The organism is Bradyrhizobium prioriisuperbiae (genome assembly GCF_032397745.1).
In the GTDB taxonomy this organism is placed as follows: Bacteria; Pseudomonadota; Alphaproteobacteria; order Rhizobiales; family Xanthobacteraceae; genus Bradyrhizobium_A; species Bradyrhizobium_A prioriisuperbiae.
Window position 1 is genome coordinate 3,793,968 of record NZ_CP135921.1, and the last position, 22,469, is coordinate 3,816,436.

Annotated in this window: 17 protein-coding genes; all 17 read left to right on the forward strand. The window is 62.2% G+C overall.

Annotated features, from left to right (window positions below; translation table 11 throughout):
* Window positions 1–9: 9 nt before the first annotated feature.
* Entirely contained in the window at window positions 10–954 is a 945-nt protein-coding gene (locus RS897_RS17800; RefSeq protein ID WP_315837823.1) for a type II secretion system minor pseudopilin, read from the forward strand.
* The gene (locus RS897_RS17805) at window positions 951–2,003 is read left to right on the forward strand and encodes a PilN domain-containing protein (protein ID WP_315837824.1); all 1,053 of its coding nucleotides are present in this window, start codon (window positions 951–953) and stop codon (window positions 2,001–2,003) included. Before RS897_RS17800 ends, RS897_RS17805 begins: the two co-directional genes overlap by 4 nt.
* A complete protein-coding gene (gspM, locus tag RS897_RS17810; RefSeq protein ID WP_315837825.1) occupies window positions 2,000–2,569 on the forward strand; it encodes a type II secretion system protein GspM in 570 nt (189 codons plus the stop codon). The genes RS897_RS17805 and gspM overlap by 4 nt, the downstream gene beginning before the upstream one ends.
* Window positions 2,570–2,808: 239 nt before the next feature.
* Window positions 2,809–3,381 carry a hypothetical protein gene (locus tag RS897_RS17815; RefSeq protein WP_315837826.1) on the forward strand — a complete coding sequence of 191 codons (573 nt, stop codon included), beginning with the start codon at window positions 2,809–2,811 and terminating at the stop codon, window positions 3,379–3,381.
* A gap of 396 nt (window positions 3,382–3,777) precedes the next feature.
* Window positions 3,778–4,533, forward strand: a complete 756-nt coding sequence (locus RS897_RS17820; protein ID WP_315837827.1) for a right-handed parallel beta-helix repeat-containing protein — start codon at window positions 3,778–3,780, stop codon at window positions 4,531–4,533.
* A gap of 215 nt (window positions 4,534–4,748) precedes the next feature.
* Window positions 4,749–5,513: a right-handed parallel beta-helix repeat-containing protein gene (locus RS897_RS17825; protein ID WP_315837828.1), complete on the forward strand. Its 765-nt coding sequence runs from the start codon at window positions 4,749–4,751 to the stop codon at window positions 5,511–5,513.
* A 385-nt stretch (window positions 5,514–5,898) separates the two neighbouring features.
* Complete coding sequence (locus RS897_RS17830) at window positions 5,899–6,120, forward strand: hypothetical protein (RefSeq protein ID WP_315837829.1); 222 nt, start codon at window positions 5,899–5,901, stop codon at window positions 6,118–6,120.
* Window positions 6,121–6,731: 611 nt separating this feature from the next.
* A complete protein-coding gene (locus tag RS897_RS17835; protein WP_315837830.1) occupies window positions 6,732–7,502 on the forward strand; it encodes a right-handed parallel beta-helix repeat-containing protein in 771 nt (256 codons plus the stop codon).
* Window positions 7,503–8,064: 562 nt separating this feature from the next.
* Window positions 8,065–11,979, forward strand: coding sequence for a beta strand repeat-containing protein (locus RS897_RS17840; RefSeq protein ID WP_315837831.1), 3,915 nt, complete (start codon window positions 8,065–8,067; stop codon window positions 11,977–11,979).
* A gap of 151 nt (window positions 11,980–12,130) precedes the next feature.
* Window positions 12,131–13,270, forward strand: coding sequence for an acyl-CoA dehydrogenase family protein (locus RS897_RS17845; protein WP_315837832.1), 1,140 nt, complete (start codon window positions 12,131–12,133; stop codon window positions 13,268–13,270).
* Between the two features lie 27 nt (window positions 13,271–13,297).
* Window positions 13,298–14,470, forward strand: a complete 1,173-nt coding sequence (locus RS897_RS17850; protein WP_315837833.1) for an acyl-CoA dehydrogenase family protein — start codon at window positions 13,298–13,300, stop codon at window positions 14,468–14,470.
* The gene (locus RS897_RS17855; RefSeq protein WP_315837834.1) at window positions 14,467–15,120 is read left to right on the forward strand and encodes a glutathione S-transferase family protein; all 654 of its coding nucleotides are present in this window, start codon (window positions 14,467–14,469) and stop codon (window positions 15,118–15,120) included. The genes RS897_RS17850 and RS897_RS17855 overlap by 4 nt, the downstream gene beginning before the upstream one ends.
* Window positions 15,121–15,395: 275 nt before the next feature.
* Entirely contained in the window at window positions 15,396–16,226 is an 831-nt protein-coding gene (locus RS897_RS17860) for a helix-turn-helix transcriptional regulator (protein ID WP_315837835.1), read from the forward strand.
* A gap of 93 nt (window positions 16,227–16,319) precedes the next feature.
* Window positions 16,320–17,186 (forward strand): beta-keto acid cleavage family enzyme, encoded by an 867-nt coding sequence (locus tag RS897_RS17865; RefSeq protein WP_315837836.1) that lies wholly within the window; start codon window positions 16,320–16,322, stop codon window positions 17,184–17,186.
* Window positions 17,187–17,231: 45 nt separating this feature from the next.
* A complete protein-coding gene (locus RS897_RS17870) occupies window positions 17,232–18,830 on the forward strand; it encodes an AMP-binding protein (protein WP_315837837.1) in 1,599 nt (532 codons plus the stop codon).
* A 10-nt stretch (window positions 18,831–18,840) separates the two neighbouring features.
* A complete protein-coding gene (locus RS897_RS17875; protein WP_315837838.1) occupies window positions 18,841–20,460 on the forward strand; it encodes an acyl-CoA carboxylase subunit beta in 1,620 nt (539 codons plus the stop codon).
* Window positions 20,457–22,466: an acetyl/propionyl/methylcrotonyl-CoA carboxylase subunit alpha gene (locus RS897_RS17880; protein ID WP_315837839.1), complete on the forward strand. Its 2,010-nt coding sequence runs from the start codon at window positions 20,457–20,459 to the stop codon at window positions 22,464–22,466. Before RS897_RS17875 ends, RS897_RS17880 begins: the two co-directional genes overlap by 4 nt.
* Window positions 22,467–22,469 lie beyond the last annotated feature (3 nt).

Here is a 22,469-nt window from a genome sequence, read left to right on the forward strand (position 1 = left end):
GCATGTTCCATGCAGGCCACCCGCGCGAAACCTTGCCATTCACTCGAAGGCGACTGCCATGCGGCGGACGGTTTCATCGTCGTTGCCGCGCTCTGGATCCTGGCCGCGCTGGCCGCGCTGGCGATGATCTATCTGACTTATGTCACCAACACGGCGGTGGTCGTGTCGGGAACGACCGACCGGCTCCAGATCGATGCCCTTGCAACGGCGGGGGTCGAGCTTACGGCCTATCGGCTGGGAGCATTTCAAAAGGATCTTCGTCCGAGCAGCGGCCGGTTTCGCAGCCGCATCGGGCCGGCGGAGATTTCGGTCGCGTTTCAATCCGAAGCCTCCCGGATCGATCTCAATGCGGCGCCGAAAGAACTGCTGGCGGGGCTGATGAGGGGCTTGGGCACGTCCGCGTCCAATGCCGCCAGCTATGCAGACCGCATCGACGCCTGGCGAACACCAGGAGCGGCCGCCGCCAACGACACCGAAAATTCGTTCTACCGGACCGCGGGACTTGCCTACCTGCCGCGACATGCGCCATTTCCCCAGGTCGAAGAGCTTTGGCTGGTTTACGGCATTCCACCGTTTCTGATCGAGCAAATGATGCCGTTCGTTACCGTGTTCGGTGGCGGTGCGTCGATCAACGTTTTCGACGCGGCGCCGCAAGTCATGGCGGCTCTTCCGGGGATGACGCCGGACAAGCTTCAGGCGTTGCTGTCAGGGCGCGATGATTCGCGAACAGATCCGCAGTCGCTGTTGAAGCTGGCGGGAGGCGAGGCATCGCTCACTGGATCCGGCAGCTATCGGGTCACCATCGGTGTCGGTCTCGGCGGCGGCCGCAAGGCGACTGTCGAGGCGGTGATTCTGCTTCTCGATGACGGCGACGAGCCCTATCGTATACTGTCGTGGCGCAACGGAACGGACGGCAGCTCCGCGCCGGTATCCGGGCAGGCAGGTGGGCAATGACATTTCTCCGAACGCTGGGCGCGATTTTCCTCGCCTGGACCAACAGCGTTGCCGCTGCCATTGTCGGTGGGCTCGAACGCGTGGTGTCACCGCGGGTGGTGCGCCTGGTCGAGGAAGAGTCGGATGTATTCCGGGTTGAGGCCACGGATCGGTCCGGGGCCGTGCCGCAACAGGTGCGCTTGCGCGACGGTGTGCTGTCCGCACCGGACCTCGCACCGATCCTGAAGGGAAGCCGGATTGAAATTATTCTCCAGCCGAAGCGCGTCCTGTTTCGTCCGCTCGAGCTGCCGTCGCGCGCGGCGGATTTCCTGGACGGAATCGTGCGGGCGCAAATCGACCGGCTGACACCCTGGACGATCAATGAGGCGGTGTTCGGCTGCAGCAGTCCGGTCGCAACCGGCGGCGACAGCATCACGACCATCGTCGCGGTGACCACACGCAAGATCGCGGCGGCTTACGTTCACGCCGTCTCAAGTTTCCATCCCGCCGCGGTTGCGATCTGTGCCAATATCGCGGAGCACGATGCGGGACGAGTCAAGTTGTTCGAGCAAAGCTCCCGTGGGCATCTCGACGTGGTGCGCCTCGGCCGCGTATTGCTGGTCGCTCTCGCGGCCACGGCGATGGCCACGGTGGTGTCGCTTGCGGTGTCGGCTTATATGGTCGACGATCTCGCCGCACAGGAGGACGAACTCGCGCGCCAAGTCGCGCAGCGGCGCGCTGCCATTCGCGCCGGAGGCGCTGGCGAAAGCTCCCCCACGGCGGCCCTCGAGCGCCGCAAACACGAAACGCCGTCAAACGTCATCGTTCTTGACGCGCTCAGCCGGGTGCTTCCCGATCATACCTATGTGACCGAGCTGCATGTTCAGGGCGGCAGGATCCAAGTCTCGGGCATCACCGGTGATGCGCCGTCGCTGATTTCCCTGATCGAACAGTCGCGGCATTTCACACGCGCCACCTTCTATGCTCCGACCACGCGCGCAGCCTCTGATTCCGGCGATCGGTTTCATATCGAAGCGAGCATCCAGCCGAACAACGTGCCGAACCCATGATGCAGGAGCAAACCATCACGCGGTATCTTGCGCGCTCGCCACTGATCGCGTCGCTCTTGTACGTGGTTGTCGTCGGCAGTTTGCTGGTCACGACCGGCCTCACGGTGTCGGATATTCTCGACCGTCGGCGTGCGCTGGCGCAGACCTCGGAGATGCTGGATCAGATCAAGGGGCGCAAGGGCGGCGCCCCGTCAGCCGGGGCGATCGGGCCCGCCCGCCCCGGAACGCCTTTCCTGGAAGGGCCGACGGTCACGGTTGCAGGCGCGGCGCTGCTGCAGCGGGTGGCGGGCGCGATCGGCAATGCCGGGGGGACGGTCCAGTCCTCGCAGGTCGATCTGCAGGGCGTGCTGGCCAGGGACGGTTTTGTAGGGCTTCTGGTCAGTTGCGAAATGGACCAGCCTGCCTTGCAGAAGGTGCTGTACGATCTCGAAGCCGGCATGCCATTCCTGTTTGTCGATCAGCTCGACGTGCAGTCTCCGCAAACCACGGCGGTCGGCGAAGGCGGCGGCACCGGCCGCGTGAGGGTGGTGCTCGGTGTCTCCGGGCAATGGCAGGCCGGGAAGTGAGCGGGAGAGGGGATAGTCTGATTCGGACTGACCGTTGCCGCCGAAGATGCTAGACATACGTCATTGACGCGAAGTTCTTTCGACAGGCTTGGTTTGACGGCGGTGGAATGCAGAAGATGGTCGGGATCCGTACCAGAATCCGTGTTGGCGCGATTTGCCTGACGTTGATTGTTGTCGGGGAGATCCGGCCGTCGCATGCGGTGTCGTCTCGCGACCTGGATGTATTGCCCGATAATATCATGGCACCGACCGTTGGCCCGATCGAAACCGAGCGGCGATCGCTGCCGGACGCCAGGCGCGATCCGACTGCCCCGGCGCCGTCGTCGAAAACAGCTCCGTCACTGTCCGGAAACCCGCTGTGGTCGGTCCCGCTCTCCAGACTTTCGGCCACCCGCGACCGTCCGATCTTTTCAGCCTCCCGGCGTCCGCCGCCGCAAGCGGTCGCCGGTCCGATCGCAGAGCCAGTGACACCACAGGCGCCGGCATCGCTGCCTGACCCCCTGAAACTGAAATTGATCGGGGCCGTCGTCGGCGAGACCGATGCGATCGCGGTGTTCGTCGATCGCGCGAGTAACGGCATCGTCCGCATGCGCCGGGGCGATGTTTATGCGGGTTGGCAACTCGGTTCCATTGTCGGACGCGAAGCCACGCTGAAAAACGGCGATCGAATCGAGACAGTGGTGATGGTGAGGGAGACACCCACGGCGCCGATGGAGAGTGTGCCGCCGCCGCCGGCCGTTGTGTCCGGCACGTCGTTCGCGCCCTTTACGCCGCGATCAACGCCGAAAAACGGCGAGCACGACGGGCTCTGAGCCGAGCCGCTGAACACGCATCATCGATAGGTCAAGCTCACTCCGTCCTCGGTGCGTGCTCACCGAGCCAGAGAATGGTGCCCGCAATGCGTGTTACGGCGCAACGATCATCTTCGGAGTGATCGGCAGAAGTCTGCGCTGCAATCTGATTTAGTGTCGAAATGCGCTCAACACGTTCAAATGTCAGACGTGAAACTTTGTCGCAGTCGAAGATGCATTTTCAACGCGGCTGAAGCGCGAACCTTTTGGTGCGTCGTCCGACGTATGGGCAGGCTTGCAATTCACTTTAGCTAACTTCGCAGCGATCCGGTGCACGCGAGAACGAGTGCTGCCGGAAAGGCAGACCTTTGTTTTTTTGACGGCCAATTTCAATCACCAAACCACTGGAGAGCAGACATGAAGAAGTTCGCATTACTCGCCGCTTGCGGCGCGATTCTCGCGGCCACCTCATTCGCCGCACCTGCCCACGCGCAGTCGCGCACCTGGGTATCCGGTGTCGGCAACGACGCCGATCCTTGCAGCCGCACCGCGCCCTGCAGGACCTTCGCGGGCGCCATCTCGAAGACCGCGACGGCAGGTGAAATCAATTGCCTCGATTCCGGCGGCTTCGGCGCGGTGACCATCACCAAGGCGATTTCGATTATTTGCGACGGCGTGATTGGTGGCGTGCTTGCCGCGGGCACCAATGGAGTGATCGTGAATGCAGCGGCCTCGGAGGTCTTGTTGTCGGGCCTCGACATCGAAGGGTTCGGGACGGGCCTTAATGGCGTCCGTGTTCTTAATGCGGCGACGGTGACGATCCGGAACACGTCGATCCGAAACTTTACGCAGCGTGGCGTCAGCCTGGAAGGGCCGGCGAATACCCGGGTCTATCTCCAGGACTCGCAGATCATCAGCAACACGCTGGGCGGCTTCCGCATGCAGGGAGTCGGAGGGGCATCCAACAATGCGGTCATTGAACGTACGACGTTCGATTTGAATGCGGGCACTGCCATCGATCTCGTTGGCCCGGGTCAGGTCATCCTCTCCGCAAATACGGTGGGGTTCTCTCCCACCAGCGTTGCGTCATCAGGTGGCGTGGCCACAATCTCCTACGGGAACAATCTCTTCCGGACGTCCGCGGCGATTACACAGACGCTCGGGCTTCAATGAGGCCTTATGCCACTCGCCATGTCCTGCAATCGATATTGCCGGACACGGCCAGCTGACGTCGCGATGGTAATCGCTGAACGGAGTGCACCGCATTTTTGCTCCGAACAAATATCAATTTTTCCCGCTCGCTTCGCATTTCTAAATTTCGGAGAGGGCCGGCGTCATGACTTTGGTTCTTGATCCCCATTCAAAATTCCAATCATTGGAGAGCAGATATGAAAAAATTTGCGTTGTCGTTTCTTGCCGCTGTCGGTGCCGTTCTCGCGGTCGCGTCGTATGCCGCGCCTGCCCACGCCCAGGCGACGCGCACCTGGGTGTCCGGCGTCGGCGACGATGTCAATCCCTGCAGCCGCACGGCGCCGTGCAAAACATTCGCGGGAGCCATTTCGAAGACGGCGACGGCCGGCGAAATCAATTGCCTCGATTCCGGTGGTTTCGGTGCGGTGACCATTACCAAATCGATTTCGATCCTCTGTGAAGGTGTGATTGGTGGCATACTTGCCGCAGGCACCAATGGGGTGATCGTAAATGCTGCGGGTGCCGAAGTTTTGTTGTCGGGGCTCGACATTGAAGGATTCGGGACAGGCCTGAACGGTGTCCGGGTGCTCAACGCTGCCACGGTCACGATCCGGAACTGCTCGCTCCGCAACTTCACGCAACGGGGTGTCAATCTGGAGGGACCGGCCAATACCCGAGTTTATCTGCAGGACTCGCAGATCATCAGCAATACGCTGGGCGGCTTCCATATGCAGGGAGCGGGCGGGGCGGCCAATAACGCGTTCATCGAACGAACGACGTTCGATCTGAACCCGGGCACTGCCATCGATCTCGTCGGCCCTGGTCAGGTTATCTTGTCTGGAAACACGGTAGGTTTCTCTCCCACCAGCGTTGCGATATCGGCTGGCGCCACCACGATCTCGTACGGGAACAACATATTCCGGACCGCCGCGGCAATTACCCAGACGCTCGCGCATCAATAATCTCAGGTCGATCCGCTTGCTCGCCGGGCGTGGTTGGCAGATGTGCTTCCGATATGTGAGCGACAACATCTCTCGGTTCTCGCGCTCAAATTGTGGGGGCGCCGAGAGGTGTCGCCGGTTCCGAAACCGGCGTTTGTCGCAAGGCACATGTGGTGCGATATTTTGTCGCAGCGGTTGTTGAGAGCACAACCGCTGCGCGTGCCTCTTTGCTCCATTCGATCCGCAATGCACTTTGGGTCAACAACGAGCCGTTGCCGTCGCGATCATTTGCGGCTGCCCCGTGTGGTGCAGATGATGGAGCGGTGGCTAGATTCCGCAACCGCCCGTTTGGTTAGCAGGTGCGATGTCGTTGCGATTCCTGCCCGCGCGATCATGGTGGTGAAAGATGCTGATGCTGACGTCGACCGGTAACGGCCGCACCAAAGCGTCAGCGGGAAAATACGTCTCTCGTTTTCGATGCTCCTTTGTCGCAGTCGGCCCGCATCACCTCCCGACGATGAAGCGAGAATATCATTCACGACAGGTGATGATCGCCGACCAACGCGAGGCGGAAGCGAGTCAGAGTTTGCTTGGCTGGATCAAAGAGGGTTTCGATCGAATGCAATGACCCTCTCCGTTATTGCGGCAGTTGAGAGAGCTCAACACAGAGAATTCATACAGCCAGCGCTTATCGTCATTGCTGCAATTCTCATCATTCTACGTATTTTTGCAGGTGCGCCGGTAACATGCGTGGTGCCCCGGCGCTAGGCCGATGACGGCGATGTGCCCGCAACGGCTTGCGTCGGGCTTCACCGCAGTGAATGCCGCGGCATCAGTGCTTATTGTCGAATCTCGAGATCGACCGCTCTGGCACCACACATCGATGGTGTTTGCGCTCTCGCTGTGGGGAAGGTCATGATCTGAAATGACCCGACGCTGAACTTTGAACAGTAGGAGCAGCGAATCTCTCTTGAGAGAAATTTCCGGAGTCGCTTGCCAGTGCACTGTCGAGCAAGAATCCGGCTGTTCTTATTTGCGCAACCGGAGGTTGGGGCCTGCTGGAATGTGGCCTAAAGCAGCCGCTATTGTGGCGCGGAGCACTTTTGCGTAAATTGCATTTCAAATAATAAAATTTTGCATGTCGACGGGCGCACGACGTGCTGTTTTCAAAGCGTACGTTCCCAAGTTCGGTTGATTACTGCTGCCCATTTTAATCATTCATTGTATCTGGAGACCAATATGAAAAAGCTCGGGCTGCTTGCGCTCGCCATCATGGGCGGGATTCTCGCCATTACAGCTTATTCGGCACCTGCCCACGCGCAGGCGACACGAACCTGGGTGTCCGGGGTCGGCGACGACGCCAACCCGTGCAGCCGGACTGCGCCGTGCAAGACTTTCCCGGGTGCAATCTCCAAGACGGCTGCGGGCGGCGAGATCAACGTGCTTGATCCCGGTGGATTTGGCGGAGTCACCATCACGAAAGCGATCAGCATCATCTCCGAGAGCATCGAAGCTGGGGTTCTCGTTTCCGGAACCAATGCCATCATCGTGAACGCCGGCGTGAACGATAAGGTGCTGCTCTCAGGTCTTGATATCGAAGGTTTGGGGACGGGCCTGAATGGCGTCCGTATCCTCAATGCGGCGACCGTAACGATTCGGAAATGCTCTATCCGGAATTTCACGCAGCGCGGGGTCGATCTGGAGGCTGCAAACGCCAATTCGCGTGTTTTCATACAAGACTCGCAGATCATCAATAACACGCTGGGCGGCTTCTTTTTGCAAGGGCAAGCGGGCGTCGTGAACAATGCCGTCATCGAAAGGACGACATTCGACCTCAACGGAGGGGCCGCAGTGAGCGTTTCGGGTCCGGGGCAGGTTGTTCTCTCGGCAAACACCCTGGCGTTCTCCGTCCCCAGCCTGTTGATCGCCGGCGGAACGACCGTGATTTCTTACGGCAACAACGTTTTCCGAAGCACGGGTACGCCAACCCAGACCATTCCTCTTCAGTAATCTTCTGATATCGCTGCCGCCATCCCATGCGATTGCTCGCGTGTGATGGCGGCGGCGTGTTGCGATCCATGCCGCACGTGCGACGCATTGCGGGGAGACGCCTGAGACGCAGAGGAATCGCACATCTCGTCGAGACGCGCGATCTGTCATTGCCAGACGATGCCAGTTTGATGTCTTCCAGCGAATCGAAGGCTCCTGCACAGATCAAGAATTGCGTAGGGATCCTTCGCGCCAAAAATGCTTTTGCAGGTTCGAACTCCTCGTTGACGACAACGCAACCTTGCGTATAGGCTCGATTTATTCGAGCTTCGAAATAATTTGATACGCCTGTTCTTCATGTCCGCCGCACATGTTTTTCAACCGCGGTTATCGCGATGTCATCAAACTGAACGATCTCGCGGTTACATTTTCGGCATTATCCAACATCGGGATCAATCCCAACCTGAGTTTCTCGTTCGAAGTTCGATGCCGCGAGTGGGCCATCGCTGAGCGGTGCAATTGATTTTCGCGTGTACGCCCTTCAACCGGCCCGTCTATTTCCAGGGCATCAGGGATCACGATCATGTCCAATCACAATCCGACCTTTACCTCGTCTGCAGCCAGCACCAGCTTCAGCGAAACCGCAAACACGACGAACTCCGCGACACCGCATCTCGCAACCGGCACCCTCGGCTTCCGGGACAGTGACAGGACCGATAGTCACACGACATCCGCGTCGTTGCGCACCGCGTCGTTGTCGGGGGGCGGAGGCGTTCCCGCGGCCGCGCTGGCGGATTTGAACGCGGCGATGTCGTCGTCCATCCTCAGCGACAGCAACGGGTCCGGCGTGGTCAAATGGTCCTTCAGCGCCGCCGACAACGATTTTGATTTTCTCGCCAAGAACCAGACCTTGACGCTCACCTACGACATCCTGGTTGCCGACAATCACGGCGGATCAGTTAAGCAGACGGTGACGGTGAACGTCACTGGAACCGACGACAAGCCCGTGATCGCGGTCGTGCCGGTCGCGACCGTGTCCGAGCAGGTTGGCCAGACCCTGTCATTTTCGCCGGACACAGCTCATCTCGCCCTGCAGTTCACCGATCCCGACCTCGCCAATGTCGGGCACACCGCCTCTGTCATCGCCGCGTCGGCGTCCGGCGCTACGGCCGGCCTTCTGCCCGGCGGGATCGGCTCCGCCGAGTTGTTGGCATTCTTTCACATCGACAATGTCGTCAAGGCGTCCGGCTCCGCGAACGGGACCATCAACACCACGTTCCTGGCCCCGGATCTTGCTTTCGACTACCTCGCGGCCGGCGAGCATCTGAACATCACCTATACGGTGCAGCTCGACGATCATGCCGGCGGCGTCAGCACACAAAACGTCATCGTGACGATCATCGGCACCAATGATGCGCCGATCTACCTCAGCGGGCCGGAGTCCGCGCATTTCACCGAAGGACAGAACGTTACGCCCGCCGGAAACCTCGTGGCACACGGTGATTTCCTGTTCGCCGACCTGGATTTGTCGGATACCCACACGGTATCGTCGACAGTCACCGCGGTGCGTTCGGGCGGCGGATCAATTCCGCTCTCCAACGCAGCATTGCTGGCGGCGATGTCCACGTCTGTTCATGATTCCACTTTGCATCTGCTCGGTGATGTCGACTGGAATTTCGCGATCTCCAACGCCGCGGTGAGCTTCCTCGGCGCCGGCGAGACGCTGACGCTGACCTACACCATCAAGCTGACTGATTCCGCGCTCGCCTCCGACACCCAGATCGTGACGGTGACGATCCTCGGAACCAATCATCCGGTCGCGATCACCAGTGGACCGGGGGCGGCGTCTCTCATTGAGCTGGCGGATACCACCGGCTCGTCGCTGCCCAATTCGACCAGCCCGGTCCCGACTGGGTCCCTCGCTTTCACCGACCAGGACACCGGTGACACACACGCGGTGGCCGTATCGGTTGCTTCGGCGGTCTGGTCTGGAGGTTCGGGAGTTCCGGTCGCTACCCAGGCGGATTTGGCCACGGCACTGGCGACCACTTTGCACGACTCCACCGGTACGGGTACCGGCAGCGTTGATTGGTCATTCAGCGTTCCTGACCGGGACCTCGACTTCCTCGCAGCGGGCGAGACGCTGGCGATCACCTACAACGTGAAGGTCTCCGACGCGGCCACGAATGCGGTACAGACCGTCACAGTCACCGCCACCGGAACCAATGATGCCGTGACGATGACGAGTGGGCCGCAATCGGCGTCGTTGTCGGAGAGACCGAACACCACGGGATCGCCCGTGCTCGATACCACGAGCCCTGTTCCGACCGGCACGCTGAATTTTGCCGACGTCGACCTGTCGGATACCCATCAGGTCAGCGTGGTTCTCGACACGGCCGTATGGTCTTTCAATTTTGATGCCATACCGGCGGCTACGTTGGCCGATCTTCAAGCGGCATTGATAACGACTTTGCATGATTCAACCGGCCCCGGCACCGGCGGTATCGACTGGACGTTCAGCATTCCGGACCGCGACCTGGATTTCCTCGGCGCCGGAGAGACCTTGACTGTCACCTACAACGTGACCGTCAGCGATGCCGCCACGAGTTCGACCCAGGTCGTGACGATCACCGTGAACGGCGCGGACGACCCTCTTGTGGTGAATTCCGGAAATATCGCGATTGCCGATACGACCGGCGTCGACGCCGGCACCGTCATAGCCTTCGACAATTTGTTTACCACCGGAATCATCAATGCCGGAGACTCCAGCACCATTGCGGACGTCACTTCTGTCAATGGCAATGCCGCCAATGTGGGGCACGCGGTAGCGGGTCTGTATGGAACACTGGTTCTTCAGCCCGACGGCGGCTACACCTACACCGCGAATTCCGCGCTTGACGCTCTGTCGGCCGGCGATACCGCGGTGGACCACTTCACCTTCACCGTCGTCGATACCCATGGCCGGACTGCATCGAGCACGCTGGATTTCAATATCACCGGCAGCTATGAGGCACCGCAGATCGGCGCGAGCAACGTGTTTGGAACGGTGATCGAAGACGCCGGTCCAGTGCTTCTCGTCAATGGCGGGTTCGAGGCCGGGAACCTCTCTGGATGGACCGCCAGTTCGGACGTATCGGCCGAATTCCAGGGAATCGGTGGTGCGTTTGGGAATTATACCGCCAGGCTCGAACATTCCGGTAGCTTGACTCAATCAGTGGCAACAAATGCGGGGCAGCACTACACGCTGAGCTTTGTCGTCACCGGAGATCCGGAAGCGTTTTCGTCAACGTTTCACGTCTCTTGGGGTGGTGTGGAGCTGTTCGGAACCAGCCACGTCGACAATGGCTTCACGTATTATACGTTCGACATCGTCGGCGACGGATCGTCAATGCCCCTGACATTCTCTTATTCGACGGACGGTACCACCGGTCTCTTCCTGGACCAGGTTTCGCTGCAGTCGCCGACGGGGCCCGCTACGGAAACGACTGACGGCAACATCGCCTTCTCCGATCTCGAAACCGGCGATACACATACCGCGAGCTTCAGTGCTCAGGGAACCGGTTATGTCGGTACATTCTCACTTGATCCCGTGACGGAAACGTCGGGAAACGGCTCGGTTAACTGGCACTTCACCGTCGATAATGCCGACATTCAGTATCTCTCGGCGGGGCAGACCCTGGTTCAGACCTACACCGTGCTCATCACGGACGATCATGGGGTGTCGAAGGCCCAGGATGTCAGCGTCGCGATCAACGGCGCCAACGATGCGCCGACGGCGCATGGCGAAACGGTCGTTACGGATGTCGATGCCAACGGGTCGGTCGCCATTCCAACGTTCGCGCTGCTTGCCAACGATACCGACCCCGACATGCTCGACACGCTCGGTGTTCACTCCATCACCGGAAGTTCGGGCGGGACGGCGTTCCAATCCGGCGATGTGTTTTTCTCCGACGATGCCACCAATGGCGGTGCCTTCACCTACGACGTTACCGATGGGAGGGCGGTGTCCGGGGCGGCGACAGCGACCGTCATCAATCAGGCGACAGGCAGCGCGACCCTGACGGGCACCGGGGGAGACGACATTGTCATCGGCCATGGGTCCGGCCAGACGCTGAACGGTGGCGGAGGCAACGACGTGCTGATCGGAAATGCCGGCGGCGCAACCCTCACCGGCGGCACCGGCAACGATACCTTCGTCTTCCAGCAGGCAACCGGTGGGTCAAGCACGATCACCGACTTCAACAACAGTATCGAACACGATCGGATTGCTCTGTCCGCCAGCGGCCTCGGCGGCGGCTTGACAGCCGGCATGGATACCTCGTTCGTGTTCGAAAGCTCGGCCGACGGTCAGTTCGCCTCGACCGACAGCCGTCTCCACTTCGACACGGCGAATGCGACGCTGTATTACAGCGTCGACGGCACCACCGCGTCCGCTGTTGCGCTGGTCCAGCTTCAGCCGGGAGCGACGCTGCATGCGCACGACCTGTTGGTCGTGTAACAGCAGCTTGGCTGCTCACTTGCTTGGACCGAGGGCCCCTTGATTTGAGGGCTCTCGGTCATGCATGCCTCGATAGCCACTCGACGCAAGTTGGCCGGCGCGATTCGCGCCATGCTTTGCACTGTCTGATCGCAGTGTCGGGGTGCATTCATTGGCCAACAGTCCGTTCTACACGGCGGAACATCTTGCTTTTCGCGAGGTGATGCGCCGGTTTGTCGAGCGCGAGATCGAGCCCCATGCGTTTCGCTGGGACGAAGCGGGGGAGTTCCCGCGCGAGCTTTATCTGAAGGCTGCGAACATAGGTCTGCTGGGCCTGGGTTTTCCCGAGGAGTTCGGCGGCGTCGCCTGTGATCAGTTCATGCGCATTGTCGCGTCGCAGGAGCTGGCGCGGGCTGGCTGCGGCGGCGTCAGCGCCAGCCTGATGAGCCACACCATCGGCGCGCCACCGATTGCGCGGGCCGCGCGCGCGGAGGTGAAGGCGCGGATGTTGCCGGAGATTCTGTCCGGTCGCAAGATTTCTGCACTCGCCATCACCGAGCCGGGCGGCGGGTCGGACGTCGCCAATCTCCGTACCAAGGCGCGGCGGGACGGCGACCACTATATCGTCAGCGGTGAGAAGACCTTCATCACCTCGGGCATGCGGGCCGATTACATCACGGTCGCGGTGCGCACCGGCGGCGAGGGCGCCGGCGGCGTCAGCCTGCTGCTGATCCCGGGCGATACGCCGGGTTTGTCGCGGACACCGCTGAAGAAGATGGGCTGGTGGGCGTCGGATACCGCGTCCCTGCATTTCGACGACTGCCGCGTGCCGGCCGAGAATCTGATCGGCGAGGAAGGCGCGGGCTTCAAGATCATCATGCAGAATTTCAACAGCGAGCGCATGGGTATGGCGGCCGGCTGCACCGGCTTCGCCCAGGTCTGTGTCGAAGAAGCGATCGCCTATGCCAAGGAGCGCCACACCTTCGGCAAGCCGATCGCGCATCACCAGGTGATCCGCCATAAGATCGTCGACATGGCGCAGAAGGTCGCGGCGACCCAGGCGATGCTGGAAATGCTGGCGTGGCGGCTGGAGCAGGGCGAAAATCCGGTGGCCGAGATCTGCATGATGAAGAACCAGGCCACCCAGACCATGGCGTTCTGCGCCTCCGAGGCGGTGCAGATTTTCGGCGGCGCCGGCTTCATGCGCGGCGTCAAGGTGGAGCGAATCTACCGCGAGGTGAAGGTCAATGCCATCGGCGGTGGCACCGAGGAGATCATGAAGGATCTTGCCAGCCGCCAGATGGGGCTGTGAGCCCGACATCATAATAGGAACCACAAGATGCTGTTCTCCACCGAGCACGACGAGCCGCGCCGGATTCTGCAGAAATTCATCGCCAACGAGATCAATCCGTTCGTGGATGAATGGGAGAGGGCCGGTATTTTCCCGGCCCATGCTCTGTTCAAGAAACTCGGCGCACTCGGTTTTCTCGGCCTCAACAAGCCGGTGGAATTCGGTGGCCAGGGGCTCGACTACAGTTTTGCGCTGATGATGGCGGAGGAACTTGGCGCCATCCGTTGCGGCGGGGTGCCGATGGCGATCGGGGTGCAGACCGATATGGCGACACCGGCGCTGGCGCGGTTCGGCTCCGATGATGTCAGGCGCGAGTTCCTGGCGCCCGCGGTGTCCGGCGATGCGGTGGCCTGTATCGGCGTCTCCGAGCTCGGTGCCGGTTCGGACGTGTCGGGGATCAAGACCAATGCCCGCTCCGATGGCGACGATTATGTCATTGACGGCGGCAAGATGTGGATCACCAACGGCACGCAGGCCGACTGGATTTGTCTTTTGGCCAACACCGGCGATGGCCCCAAGCATCGCAACAAGTCGCTGATCTGCGTGCCCATGACAAGCAAGGGCGTCACCATCGCCCGCAAGCTGGACAAACTGGGCATGCATTCCTCGGATACCGCACAGATTCATTTCGATGGCGTGCGCGTGCCCAAGCGCAACCGGATCGGCGAGGAAGGCCACGGCTTCACCTATCAGATGATCCAGTTCCAGGAGGAGCGGCTGTGGGGCGCGGCCGCCTGCCTCAAGGCGCACGAGGTCATCATCGAGGAGACCATCGCCTATACGCGGGATCGCAAGGCGTTCGGGCAGAGCATCCTCGACAACCAGACCGTGCACTTCAAGCTGGCGGAGATGCAGACCGAGGTGGAATTGCTGCGCTCGCTGGTCTATCGCGCCGGCGAAGCCCTGGTCGCGGGCGAAGATGTGACCCGGCTTGCGACCATGGCAAAGTTGAAGGCGGGGCGGCTGGGGCGGCAGCTCACCGATGCCTGCTTGCAATATTGGGGCGGCATGGGCTTCATGAATGAGACATTGGTCAGCCGTGCCTATCGCGACAGCCGTCTCGCTTCCATCGGCGGCGGCGCCGACGAGGTAATGCTGATGGTGCTGTGCAAGATGATGGGCACACTGCCGGGACTGCAGAAGAGCGATACCTCCAGATGATCACACTCTATCACTGCGCGGCTGCGCGCTCGTTCCGTCCACTCTGGACCCTGGAGGAGCTCGGGCTGCCCTACGAGCTGAAGATGCTGCCGTTCCCGCCGCGGGTGCTGGCCAAGGAGTATCTCGGCCTCAATCCGCTCGGGACCATCCCGCTGATGCTCGATGGCGACACGCGGATGACGGAGTCAGCCGGTATCTGCCAATACCTCGTGACCAAATACGGGCCGACGCCGCTTGCCATCACGCCGGAGGAGCCGGGTTACGGCGCGTTCATCAATTTCCTGCATTTCGGCGAGGCGACGCTGACATTTCCACAGACGCTGGTGCTGCGTTACACTCAGCTCGAGCCCGAGGAGCGTCGCAATCCCCAGGTCGCGGCCGACTACGCCAAATGGTTTTTCGGTCGGCTGCGCGCGATCGAAGCTCTTACGAGCGAGCAGGAATTCCTGTGCGGCGGCCGTTTTACCGCCGCTGATGTCTCTGTCGGTTATGCCCTGTTGCTGGCGACACGGATCGGGATCGCCAAGGATTTCGGCCCGGCGGTGAGGTCCTATTGGGAGCGGTTGCGGCAGCGCGATGGATATCTGCGCGCGGTGGCGGCGGAGCGGCTGGCCGGCGAACAGCAGAACGTTGCGCCGCGCACACCCTGAGATGCCGATGACCGGCTGAAATCGTTCAACTCTTTTCGATTTCCCGCGCGGCGGTATTCCGCGGGAGAGCTTCCGTTCCGATAGAATCGGAACCGAAGCTCTAGATTCTTGTTTTGACGCGTTTTCTTGACGCGAACCGGTGTCCACTTCGCTGGAAAACGCTTCAATTCGCGCCTCCCGCTCCCCATGACAAGGAGCTCCGTTGGTGTATGCTCGCGCCGCCCCGCAAGAGGGCGACGCGGCGACAGCCCAAAATGCCCCGGGAGGGACAACGAATGAAGCATGAGCGCCGCGATTCCAATCGTGATTTCGATCATGGTTCCGGCCACTTGATGCTGATCAGCCCGGAGCGGGTGTTCTATGCCGGGCTGCTGGGCCGGCCGCGCGGCCGCACCACCGGCTCGCTCATGATTTATGTCAGCATCGAAGGCCGACTGAAGCTGACACAGAATGGCCGCTGCGACGAAGGCCTCACCATCGCGACCGTACGGCCCAATGTGCCCCATACCATCGAAAGCGAGTTCCGCTCGGTCATCAACGTGACCATCGAACCCGAAACCGTCACGCCAGCCGCGCTGGAGCAATTGATACAGCGGGTGAGCGATGATGGGCCGACGCTGGTCGAGCGGATTCGCGGGGCCTATCACCAATGGCGGCTGGAGAAGCGCCGCGGCGGCTTCACCACCCAGGAGTTCGACAGCATCCTGCTCGGCGAGGTTTTGCCGCGCCGGCCGCTCGATGCACGCATTGTCGCGGCGATCGCGCGCTTGAACGTGTTCTCCGGGCCGGCGGTGACCGCGGCGGACTGCGCCGACGCCATCAACCTGTCGCAATCGCGCTTCCTGCATCTGTTCAAGCAGGAGACCGGGATCTCGTTTCGCGCCTACCGCGCCCACAAGCGGGCGCGCCACCTGCTGCACTTCGTCAATGACGACATCAATCTCGCCCACTTGGCCCAGGACATCGGTTATCCGGATTCGACCCACTTCTGTCATTCGATCCGGCGCTTCTACGGGCTGAAGCCCCGCGCCATTTTTTCCGGATCGCGCGATCTGCGGATCTACCGCAGCGATGCCTCCGATGGCGCGCAACTGGTGACGGCGTAAGCCGTTGCTCGCGGGCGAATAGCCAGTCAGCGCAAGAGTTTCGCTGTCCCGGTCCCCATCATGCGGGCGTTGCAGCATGGGGATAAAACAAGCATGGCCGACAAGGCGGTGATCACCTGCGCGCTGAATGGCGTGCTGACCGACCCGAAACAGCATCACGTTCCGGTGACGCCGGAGCAGATGGCGCGCGAAGCGAGGGCCGCGTTCGATGCCGGCGCCAGCGTTATGCACATTCACTTGCGGCAGCAGGCGCCGGACAAGGGGCATCTGCCGTCGTGGGATGTCGAAGTGTCCCGCGAAGTCCAGCAGGCGATCCGCGAGGCCTGTCCCGGCGTCATCATCAACCACACCACCGGCGTGGTCGGCCCCGATTATGCCGGCGCGCTGGATTGCGTGCGCCAGACCAAACCGGAAATGGCCGCCTGCAATGCCGGCTCGCTGAATTACCTGAAGGTCAAGGCCGACAACACCTGGGCCTGGCCACCGCATCTGTTCGACAACCGGATCGAGAAGATCCAGGATTATCTCGATGTGATGAAAGCGGCCGGCACGCTGCCCGAATTCGAGTGCTTCGATGTCGGCATCGTGCGCAGCGTCGGCATGTACCGCCAGACCGGCATGTATTCGGGGCCGCTCGAATACAACTTCGTGATGGGCGTGGCCTCGGGCATGCCGGCGGATCCGGATCTGTTGCCGATCCTTTTGAAGCTGAAGGCCCCCGACGCCAACTGGCAGGTGACGGCGATCGGTCGCGCCGAGATCTGGCCGCTGCATCTGCGCTGCGCCGAACTCGGTGGTCACCTGCGCACCGGCCTGGAAGATACTTTCTACCGGCCCGACGGCAGCAAGGTGACGTCGAACGGGCAGTTGATCGAGAGCATCGCCGCCTGCGCCCGCAAGGCGGGGCGTGAGATCGCCAGCCCCACTGAGGCCAAAGCCATCTTCGGCATCAGGCACTGATCGCGGGCGGGACGGCTGAATCAATTGCCGCTTTCTGGAGGGTACATGACGGATCTGACTGCCACCGGCGGCGTCCCCGGGCCCGGCCGGATCGGACGGGTTGCTATCGGCGATCTGCTGCGCCGCGCGGCGCGGCGATTTCCCGATCGCACCGCGCTGACCGATGGTGTGAAACAAATCACCTTCACCGAGATCGAACGCGACGCCAATCGCTTCGCCAACTACCTGGTTGCCCGCGGGCTGAAGCCCGGCGACAAGATTTCGACCATCTGCAACAATTCCGTGGAGATGGTCAAAGCGCTGTTCGGCATCCATCGCGCCGGCCTCGTCTGGGTGCCCATCAACACCATGCTCGGCCCCGACGACATGGACTACATCATCGATCATGCAGGCGTCTGCTTTGCGCTGATCGACGACAACCTGCATGCACAGCCGGAGCGGCGGGCTGCGCTTGAGAAGCGCAAGGTCGAGCTGATCGCGGTCGATCTCACCGGCAAGGCCAAGGCGGCCGGTCTCGAAAGTTTCAACGATCTGATAGTCGGGCAGTCTGACATCGAGCCCGAGATCGCCTTCGACGATCATGACCTGGCGATGATCATCTACACCTCCGGCACCACCTCGCGGCCGAAGGGCGCGATGCACTGCCATCTCGCGGTGGTGATGGCGGTCATGAGCAACGCCATCGAAATGGGCCTCGGCCGCAACGACGGCATCACCGGGCAGTTCCCGCTGTTTCACTGCGCCGGCCATGTGCTGCTGCTGAGTTATCTCTCGGTTGGCGGCAAGATGGCACTGATGCGCGGCTTCGATCCGGTGGTGGCGATGGAGGCCATCGCCCGCGACAAGCTCACCGTGTTTGTCGGGCTGTCGCTGATGTACCAGGCAATCCTCGATCATCCGCGCCGCAAGGAGTTCGACCTGACGTCGCTGCGGGCCTGCATCTACACTATGGCGCCGATGGGCCGGCCGCTGCTGGAGCGCGCCATCGCCGAACTCTGTCCCAATTTCGTGTTGACCAGTGGGCAGACCGAAATGTATCCGGCCACCACCATGTCGCAGCCGGACCGGCAACTGGAGCGGTTCGGCAACTACTGGGGCGAGTCGCTCATCGTCAACGAAACCGCGATCATGGACGACGATGGCAATCTCCTGCCGCCGGGCCAGATCGGCGAGCTGGTACACCGCGGCCCCAACGTCATGCTCGGTTATTACAAGGATCCCGGCGCCACCGAAGCCGCGCGAAAATTCGGCTGGCATCACACCGGCGATCTCGCGCTGATCGACGCCCATGGCGAGGTGCTGTTCATCGACCGCAAGAAGGACATGATCAAGTCCGGCGGCGAGAACGTCGCATCGGTGCAGATCGAGGAGACGCTGCTGGCGCATCCGGCGGTGGCCAATGCCGCCGTGGTCGGCCTGCCGCATCCGCAATGGGGCGAAGCGGTCTCGGCCTTCGTCAAGCTGAAGCCGGGGGTGCAAGCGAGCGAAACCGAGATATCAGAGCACTGCCGTAAGACACTCGGCGGCTTCCAGGTGCCGAAGCTGGTGCGGATTCTCGACGAGATGCCGATGACGGCAACCGGCAAGCTGCGCAAGGTCGACCTGCGCAACCGCTATGTCGACCATTTCGGCACGCAAGGATGATGCAGCAGCCATGGCCCTGATCGACAACACCATCGCGCCGAGCGGCGCGGCTTTTCAGGCCAATCGGGCCGGCATGCTGGCGCTGATCGACCGCATGCGGTCGCTGGAGGAGCGGGCACGCGCGGCGTCGGCGGCGGCGAAGGAACGTTTCCACAAACGCAGCCAGTTGCTGCCGCGCGAGCGCGTTGCGCTTCTGCTTGATCCGGATACACCGTTCATCGAGCTGTCGACCCTCGCCGGCTACATGTTCGATGTACCCGATGCCGACAAGAGTATTCCCGGCTGCGGCCTGATCGCCGGCATCGGCTTTGTGTCCGGCGTGCGCTGCATGGTCAGCGCCAGCGATTCCGGCATCGATGCCGGCGCGCTGCAGCCGATGGGGCTCGACAAGCAGTTGCGGGTGCAGGAGCTCGCACTGGAAAACAAGCTGCCGCTGGTGCAACTGGTGGAAAGCGCCGGCGCTAATCTCCTGCGCTATCGCGTCGAGGACTTTGTCCGCGGCGGCAACATCTTTCGCAATCTCGCCCGATTGTCAGCCGCCGGGCTGCCGGTGGTCACCGTGACCCATGGCTCGTCGACCGCGGGTGGCGCCTACCAGACCGGCCTGTCGGACTATATCGTGATGGTGCGCGGCCGCACCCGGGCGTTTCTCGCCGGGCCGCCGCTGCTGAAGGCGGCCACCGGCGAAATCGCCACCGAAGAGGAGCTCGGCGGCGCCGAGATGCACACCAGCATTTCCGGCCTCGGCGATTATCTCGCCGGAGACGACCGCGATGCGCTGCGTATCGCCCGTGACATCATGGCCGGCCTTGCCTGGGATCGCCCGTCGCGCGACGGCGATACCGTCTTCGTGCCGCCGCGCTACGATCCGGAGGAACTGCTCGGCATCATGCCGATGGATCACAAGCGTCCGGTCGACATGCGCCAGGCCATTGCGCGGTTTGTTGACGGCTCCGACTTCATCGAGTTCGGCGCCGATTACGGTCCGGCCACGGTATGCGGTCATGCCAAGATCGAGGGACATCCGGTCGGCATCATCACCAACAACGGGCCACTCGATCCCGCCGGCGCCAACAAGGCGACGCATTTCATCCAGGCCTGCTGCCAGTCGCGCACGCCGCTGCTCTATCTCAATAATACCACCGGCTACATGGTCGGCCGCGCCTATGAGGAGGCCGGCATGATCAAGCACGGCTCGAAGATGATCCAGGCGGTGACCAGCGCCACGGTGCCGCAGATCACGCTGTATTGCGGCGCCTCGTTCGGCGCGGGCAATTACGGCATGTGCGGCCGCGGCTTCCATCCGCGGTTCTGTTTCTCCTGGCCCAACGCCAAGACGGCGGTGATGGGCGGCGAGCAGGCGGCGGAAACCATGGCCATCGTCACCGAGGCGGCGGCCGCGCGCAAGGGCAAGCCGGTGGAGCGCGAGCAGCTCGATAAGATGAAGGCGAAGATCACTGCGGTGTTCGATGGCCAGATGGATGTGTTCGCCACCAGTGCACGGGTGCTTGACGACGGCGTGATCGATCCGCGCGATACCCGTGCGGTGCTGGCAGAAGTGCTGGCGATCTGCCGCGAAGCGGAGCGGCGCAACCCGCAGCCGATGCAGTTCTCGGTTGCGCGGCCATGAGCGAAAGCAAAGCCGTGAAGCTCACGCCATTCCGTAAGATCCTGGTCGCCAATCGCGGCGAGATCGCGCTGCGGGTGATGCGCTCGGCGCGCCGGCTCGGTTATGGCGTGGTGGCGGTGTACTCATCAGCGGACGCGGACGCTCGCCATGTCCGTGAAGCGGATGAAGCCGTGTGGATCGGCGAGGCGCCGCCAGCGCAATCCTACCTGAAGATCGAAACTATCATCGCCGCCGCCAAAGCAAGTGGCGCCGATGCGGTGCATCCCGGTTACGGCTTTCTCGCCGAAAACGCGGAGTTCGCCGCCGCCTGTGCGGCCGCCGGGCTTGTCTTCATTGGTCCCTCGGCGGACTCGATCCGCGCCATGGGAAACAAGGCCGCGGCCAAGGCGATCATGGAGAAGGCCGGTGTGCCCTGCGTGCCCGGCTATCAGGGCGACGACCAGAGCGAGACGACGCTGGCCGCTGAGGCACGCAGGATCGGTTTTCCGGTGATGATCAAGGCGACGGCCGGCGGCGGCGGCCGCGGCATGCGGCTGGTGCCGAATGAGGCTGCATTCGCCGATCTCCTGCGCAGTGCCAAATCCGAGGCCAAGAGCGCGTTCGGCGATGCCACCGTCATTCTCGAGCGCGCCATTGTCGATCCCCGTCACATCGAGATTCAGGTGTTCGGCGATCGTCACGGCCACGCCATCCATCTCGGTGAGCGCGACTGCTCGGTGCAGCGGCGGCACCAGAAGCTGATCGAGGAGGCGCCGTCGCCGGCGGTCTCGCCTGAGCTGCGCGCACGGATGGGCGCGGTGGCCGTGGCCGCCGTCAAGGCGATGGGTTATGAGGGCGCCGGCACGCTGGAGTTCCTGCTCGACCCCGCCGGTCACTTCTATTTCATGGAAATGAACACCCGCCTGCAGGTCGAACACCCGGTCACCGAAGCGATCACCGGGCTCGATCTGGTCGAGCTGCAGTTGCGAATCGCCCGCGGCGAACCGCTGCCGTTGCGCCAGGACGACGTGGCTTTCTCTGGCCATGCCATCGAGGTACGGCTGTGCGCGGAAGATGCGGACCATGATTTCATGCCGCAATCCGGCCGGCTGCTGCGCTGGCAGATGCCGGGCGAATTGCGGGTCGAACACGCGCTGGTTTCGGGCGCGACCATCCCGCCGTTCTACGATTCGATGATCGCGAAGATCGTCAGCCATGGCGCCACCCGGGAGGAAGCGCGGCGCAAGCTGCTGCACGGCCTTGGGCACACGGTGGCCTTCGGCGTCACCACCAACCGGCAGTTCCTGGCGGCGTGCCTGTCTCATGACGGTTTTGCCGCGGGTGCGGCCACCACGGCCTTCATCGATGGCCATCGTGATGTTCTGTTCAGGGCGCCCGAGCCGCGCGACCCATCGCCGGTCGTGCTGGCTGCGTTGCTGCTGTGCGTCACCAGTCGTGGTTTTGAATCCTGGCGCAAGGGTCGCGCGCTCACGCCGGCCTTTCCGATCCCGATGCGCATCGCTCTCGGCGGGCCTGTCCATGAGGTCGAGATTGTCCGCCGCCGCGACGGCAGCTATGCCGTTTTCCATGAGGGCCGGGAGACCATCGTCGATATCGACACTCTCGATGCCGACACCATCCGCTTCCGGACGGGCGAACTCATGGTCTCGGCAACCTATGCGCGCGACGGCGACAGGCTCTTCATCTTGGCTGATGGCCTCACCATCGCAGCAAAGGATCTCACCTATGCGGCGCCGGAGCGCGCGGCCGCGGAGGGTGGTGACGGCAAGCTGCGCGCGGCCATGAACGGCCGCGTCGTCGCCGTGCTGGTCAAGCAGGGCGAGCAGGTTGCTGTCGGGCAGCCGGTGGCGACGCTGGAGGCGATGAAAATGGAGCACGTCCATGTCGCGCCAGCGGCGGGCATCATTTCTGCCATGCATGTGATCGAGGGCGAGCAGGTGACCACTGGCAAGATCGTGGCCGAGATCGATACCAAGGTTAAGAACGAGTCCGAGGCGGCGGAATAAGAG

Bases quoted from the DNA above. Each gene is read 5' to 3' on its own strand.
- RS897_RS17865 (WP_315837836.1), top strand. From the start codon at position 16,320: ATGGCCGACAAGGCGGTGATCACCTGCGCGCTGAATGGCGTGCTGACC.
- RS897_RS17835 (WP_315837830.1), top strand. From the start codon at position 6,732: ATGAAAAAGCTCGGGCTGCTTGCGCTCGCCATCATGGGCGGGATTCTC.
- RS897_RS17805 (WP_315837824.1), top strand. From the start codon at position 951: ATGACATTTCTCCGAACGCTGGGCGCGATTTTCCTCGCCTGGACCAAC.
- gspM (WP_315837825.1), top strand. From the start codon at position 2,000: ATGATGCAGGAGCAAACCATCACGCGGTATCTTGCGCGCTCGCCACTG.
- RS897_RS17880 (WP_315837839.1), top strand. From the start codon at position 20,457: ATGAGCGAAAGCAAAGCCGTGAAGCTCACGCCATTCCGTAAGATCCTG.
- RS897_RS17855 (WP_315837834.1), top strand. From the start codon at position 14,467: ATGATCACACTCTATCACTGCGCGGCTGCGCGCTCGTTCCGTCCACTC.
- RS897_RS17860 (WP_315837835.1), top strand. From the start codon at position 15,396: ATGAAGCATGAGCGCCGCGATTCCAATCGTGATTTCGATCATGGTTCC.
- RS897_RS17815 (WP_315837826.1), top strand. From the start codon at position 2,809: ATGGCACCGACCGTTGGCCCGATCGAAACCGAGCGGCGATCGCTGCCG.
- RS897_RS17825 (WP_315837828.1), top strand. From the start codon at position 4,749: ATGAAAAAATTTGCGTTGTCGTTTCTTGCCGCTGTCGGTGCCGTTCTC.
- RS897_RS17820 (WP_315837827.1), top strand. From the start codon at position 3,778: ATGAAGAAGTTCGCATTACTCGCCGCTTGCGGCGCGATTCTCGCGGCC.
- RS897_RS17850 (WP_315837833.1), top strand. From the start codon at position 13,298: ATGCTGTTCTCCACCGAGCACGACGAGCCGCGCCGGATTCTGCAGAAA.
- RS897_RS17875 (WP_315837838.1), top strand. From the start codon at position 18,841: ATGGCCCTGATCGACAACACCATCGCGCCGAGCGGCGCGGCTTTTCAG.
- RS897_RS17840 (WP_315837831.1), top strand. From the start codon at position 8,065: ATGTCCAATCACAATCCGACCTTTACCTCGTCTGCAGCCAGCACCAGC.
- RS897_RS17800 (WP_315837823.1), top strand. From the start codon at position 10: ATGCAGGCCACCCGCGCGAAACCTTGCCATTCACTCGAAGGCGACTGC.
- RS897_RS17830 (WP_315837829.1), top strand. From the start codon at position 5,899: ATGCTGATGCTGACGTCGACCGGTAACGGCCGCACCAAAGCGTCAGCG.
- RS897_RS17870 (WP_315837837.1), top strand. From the start codon at position 17,232: ATGACGGATCTGACTGCCACCGGCGGCGTCCCCGGGCCCGGCCGGATC.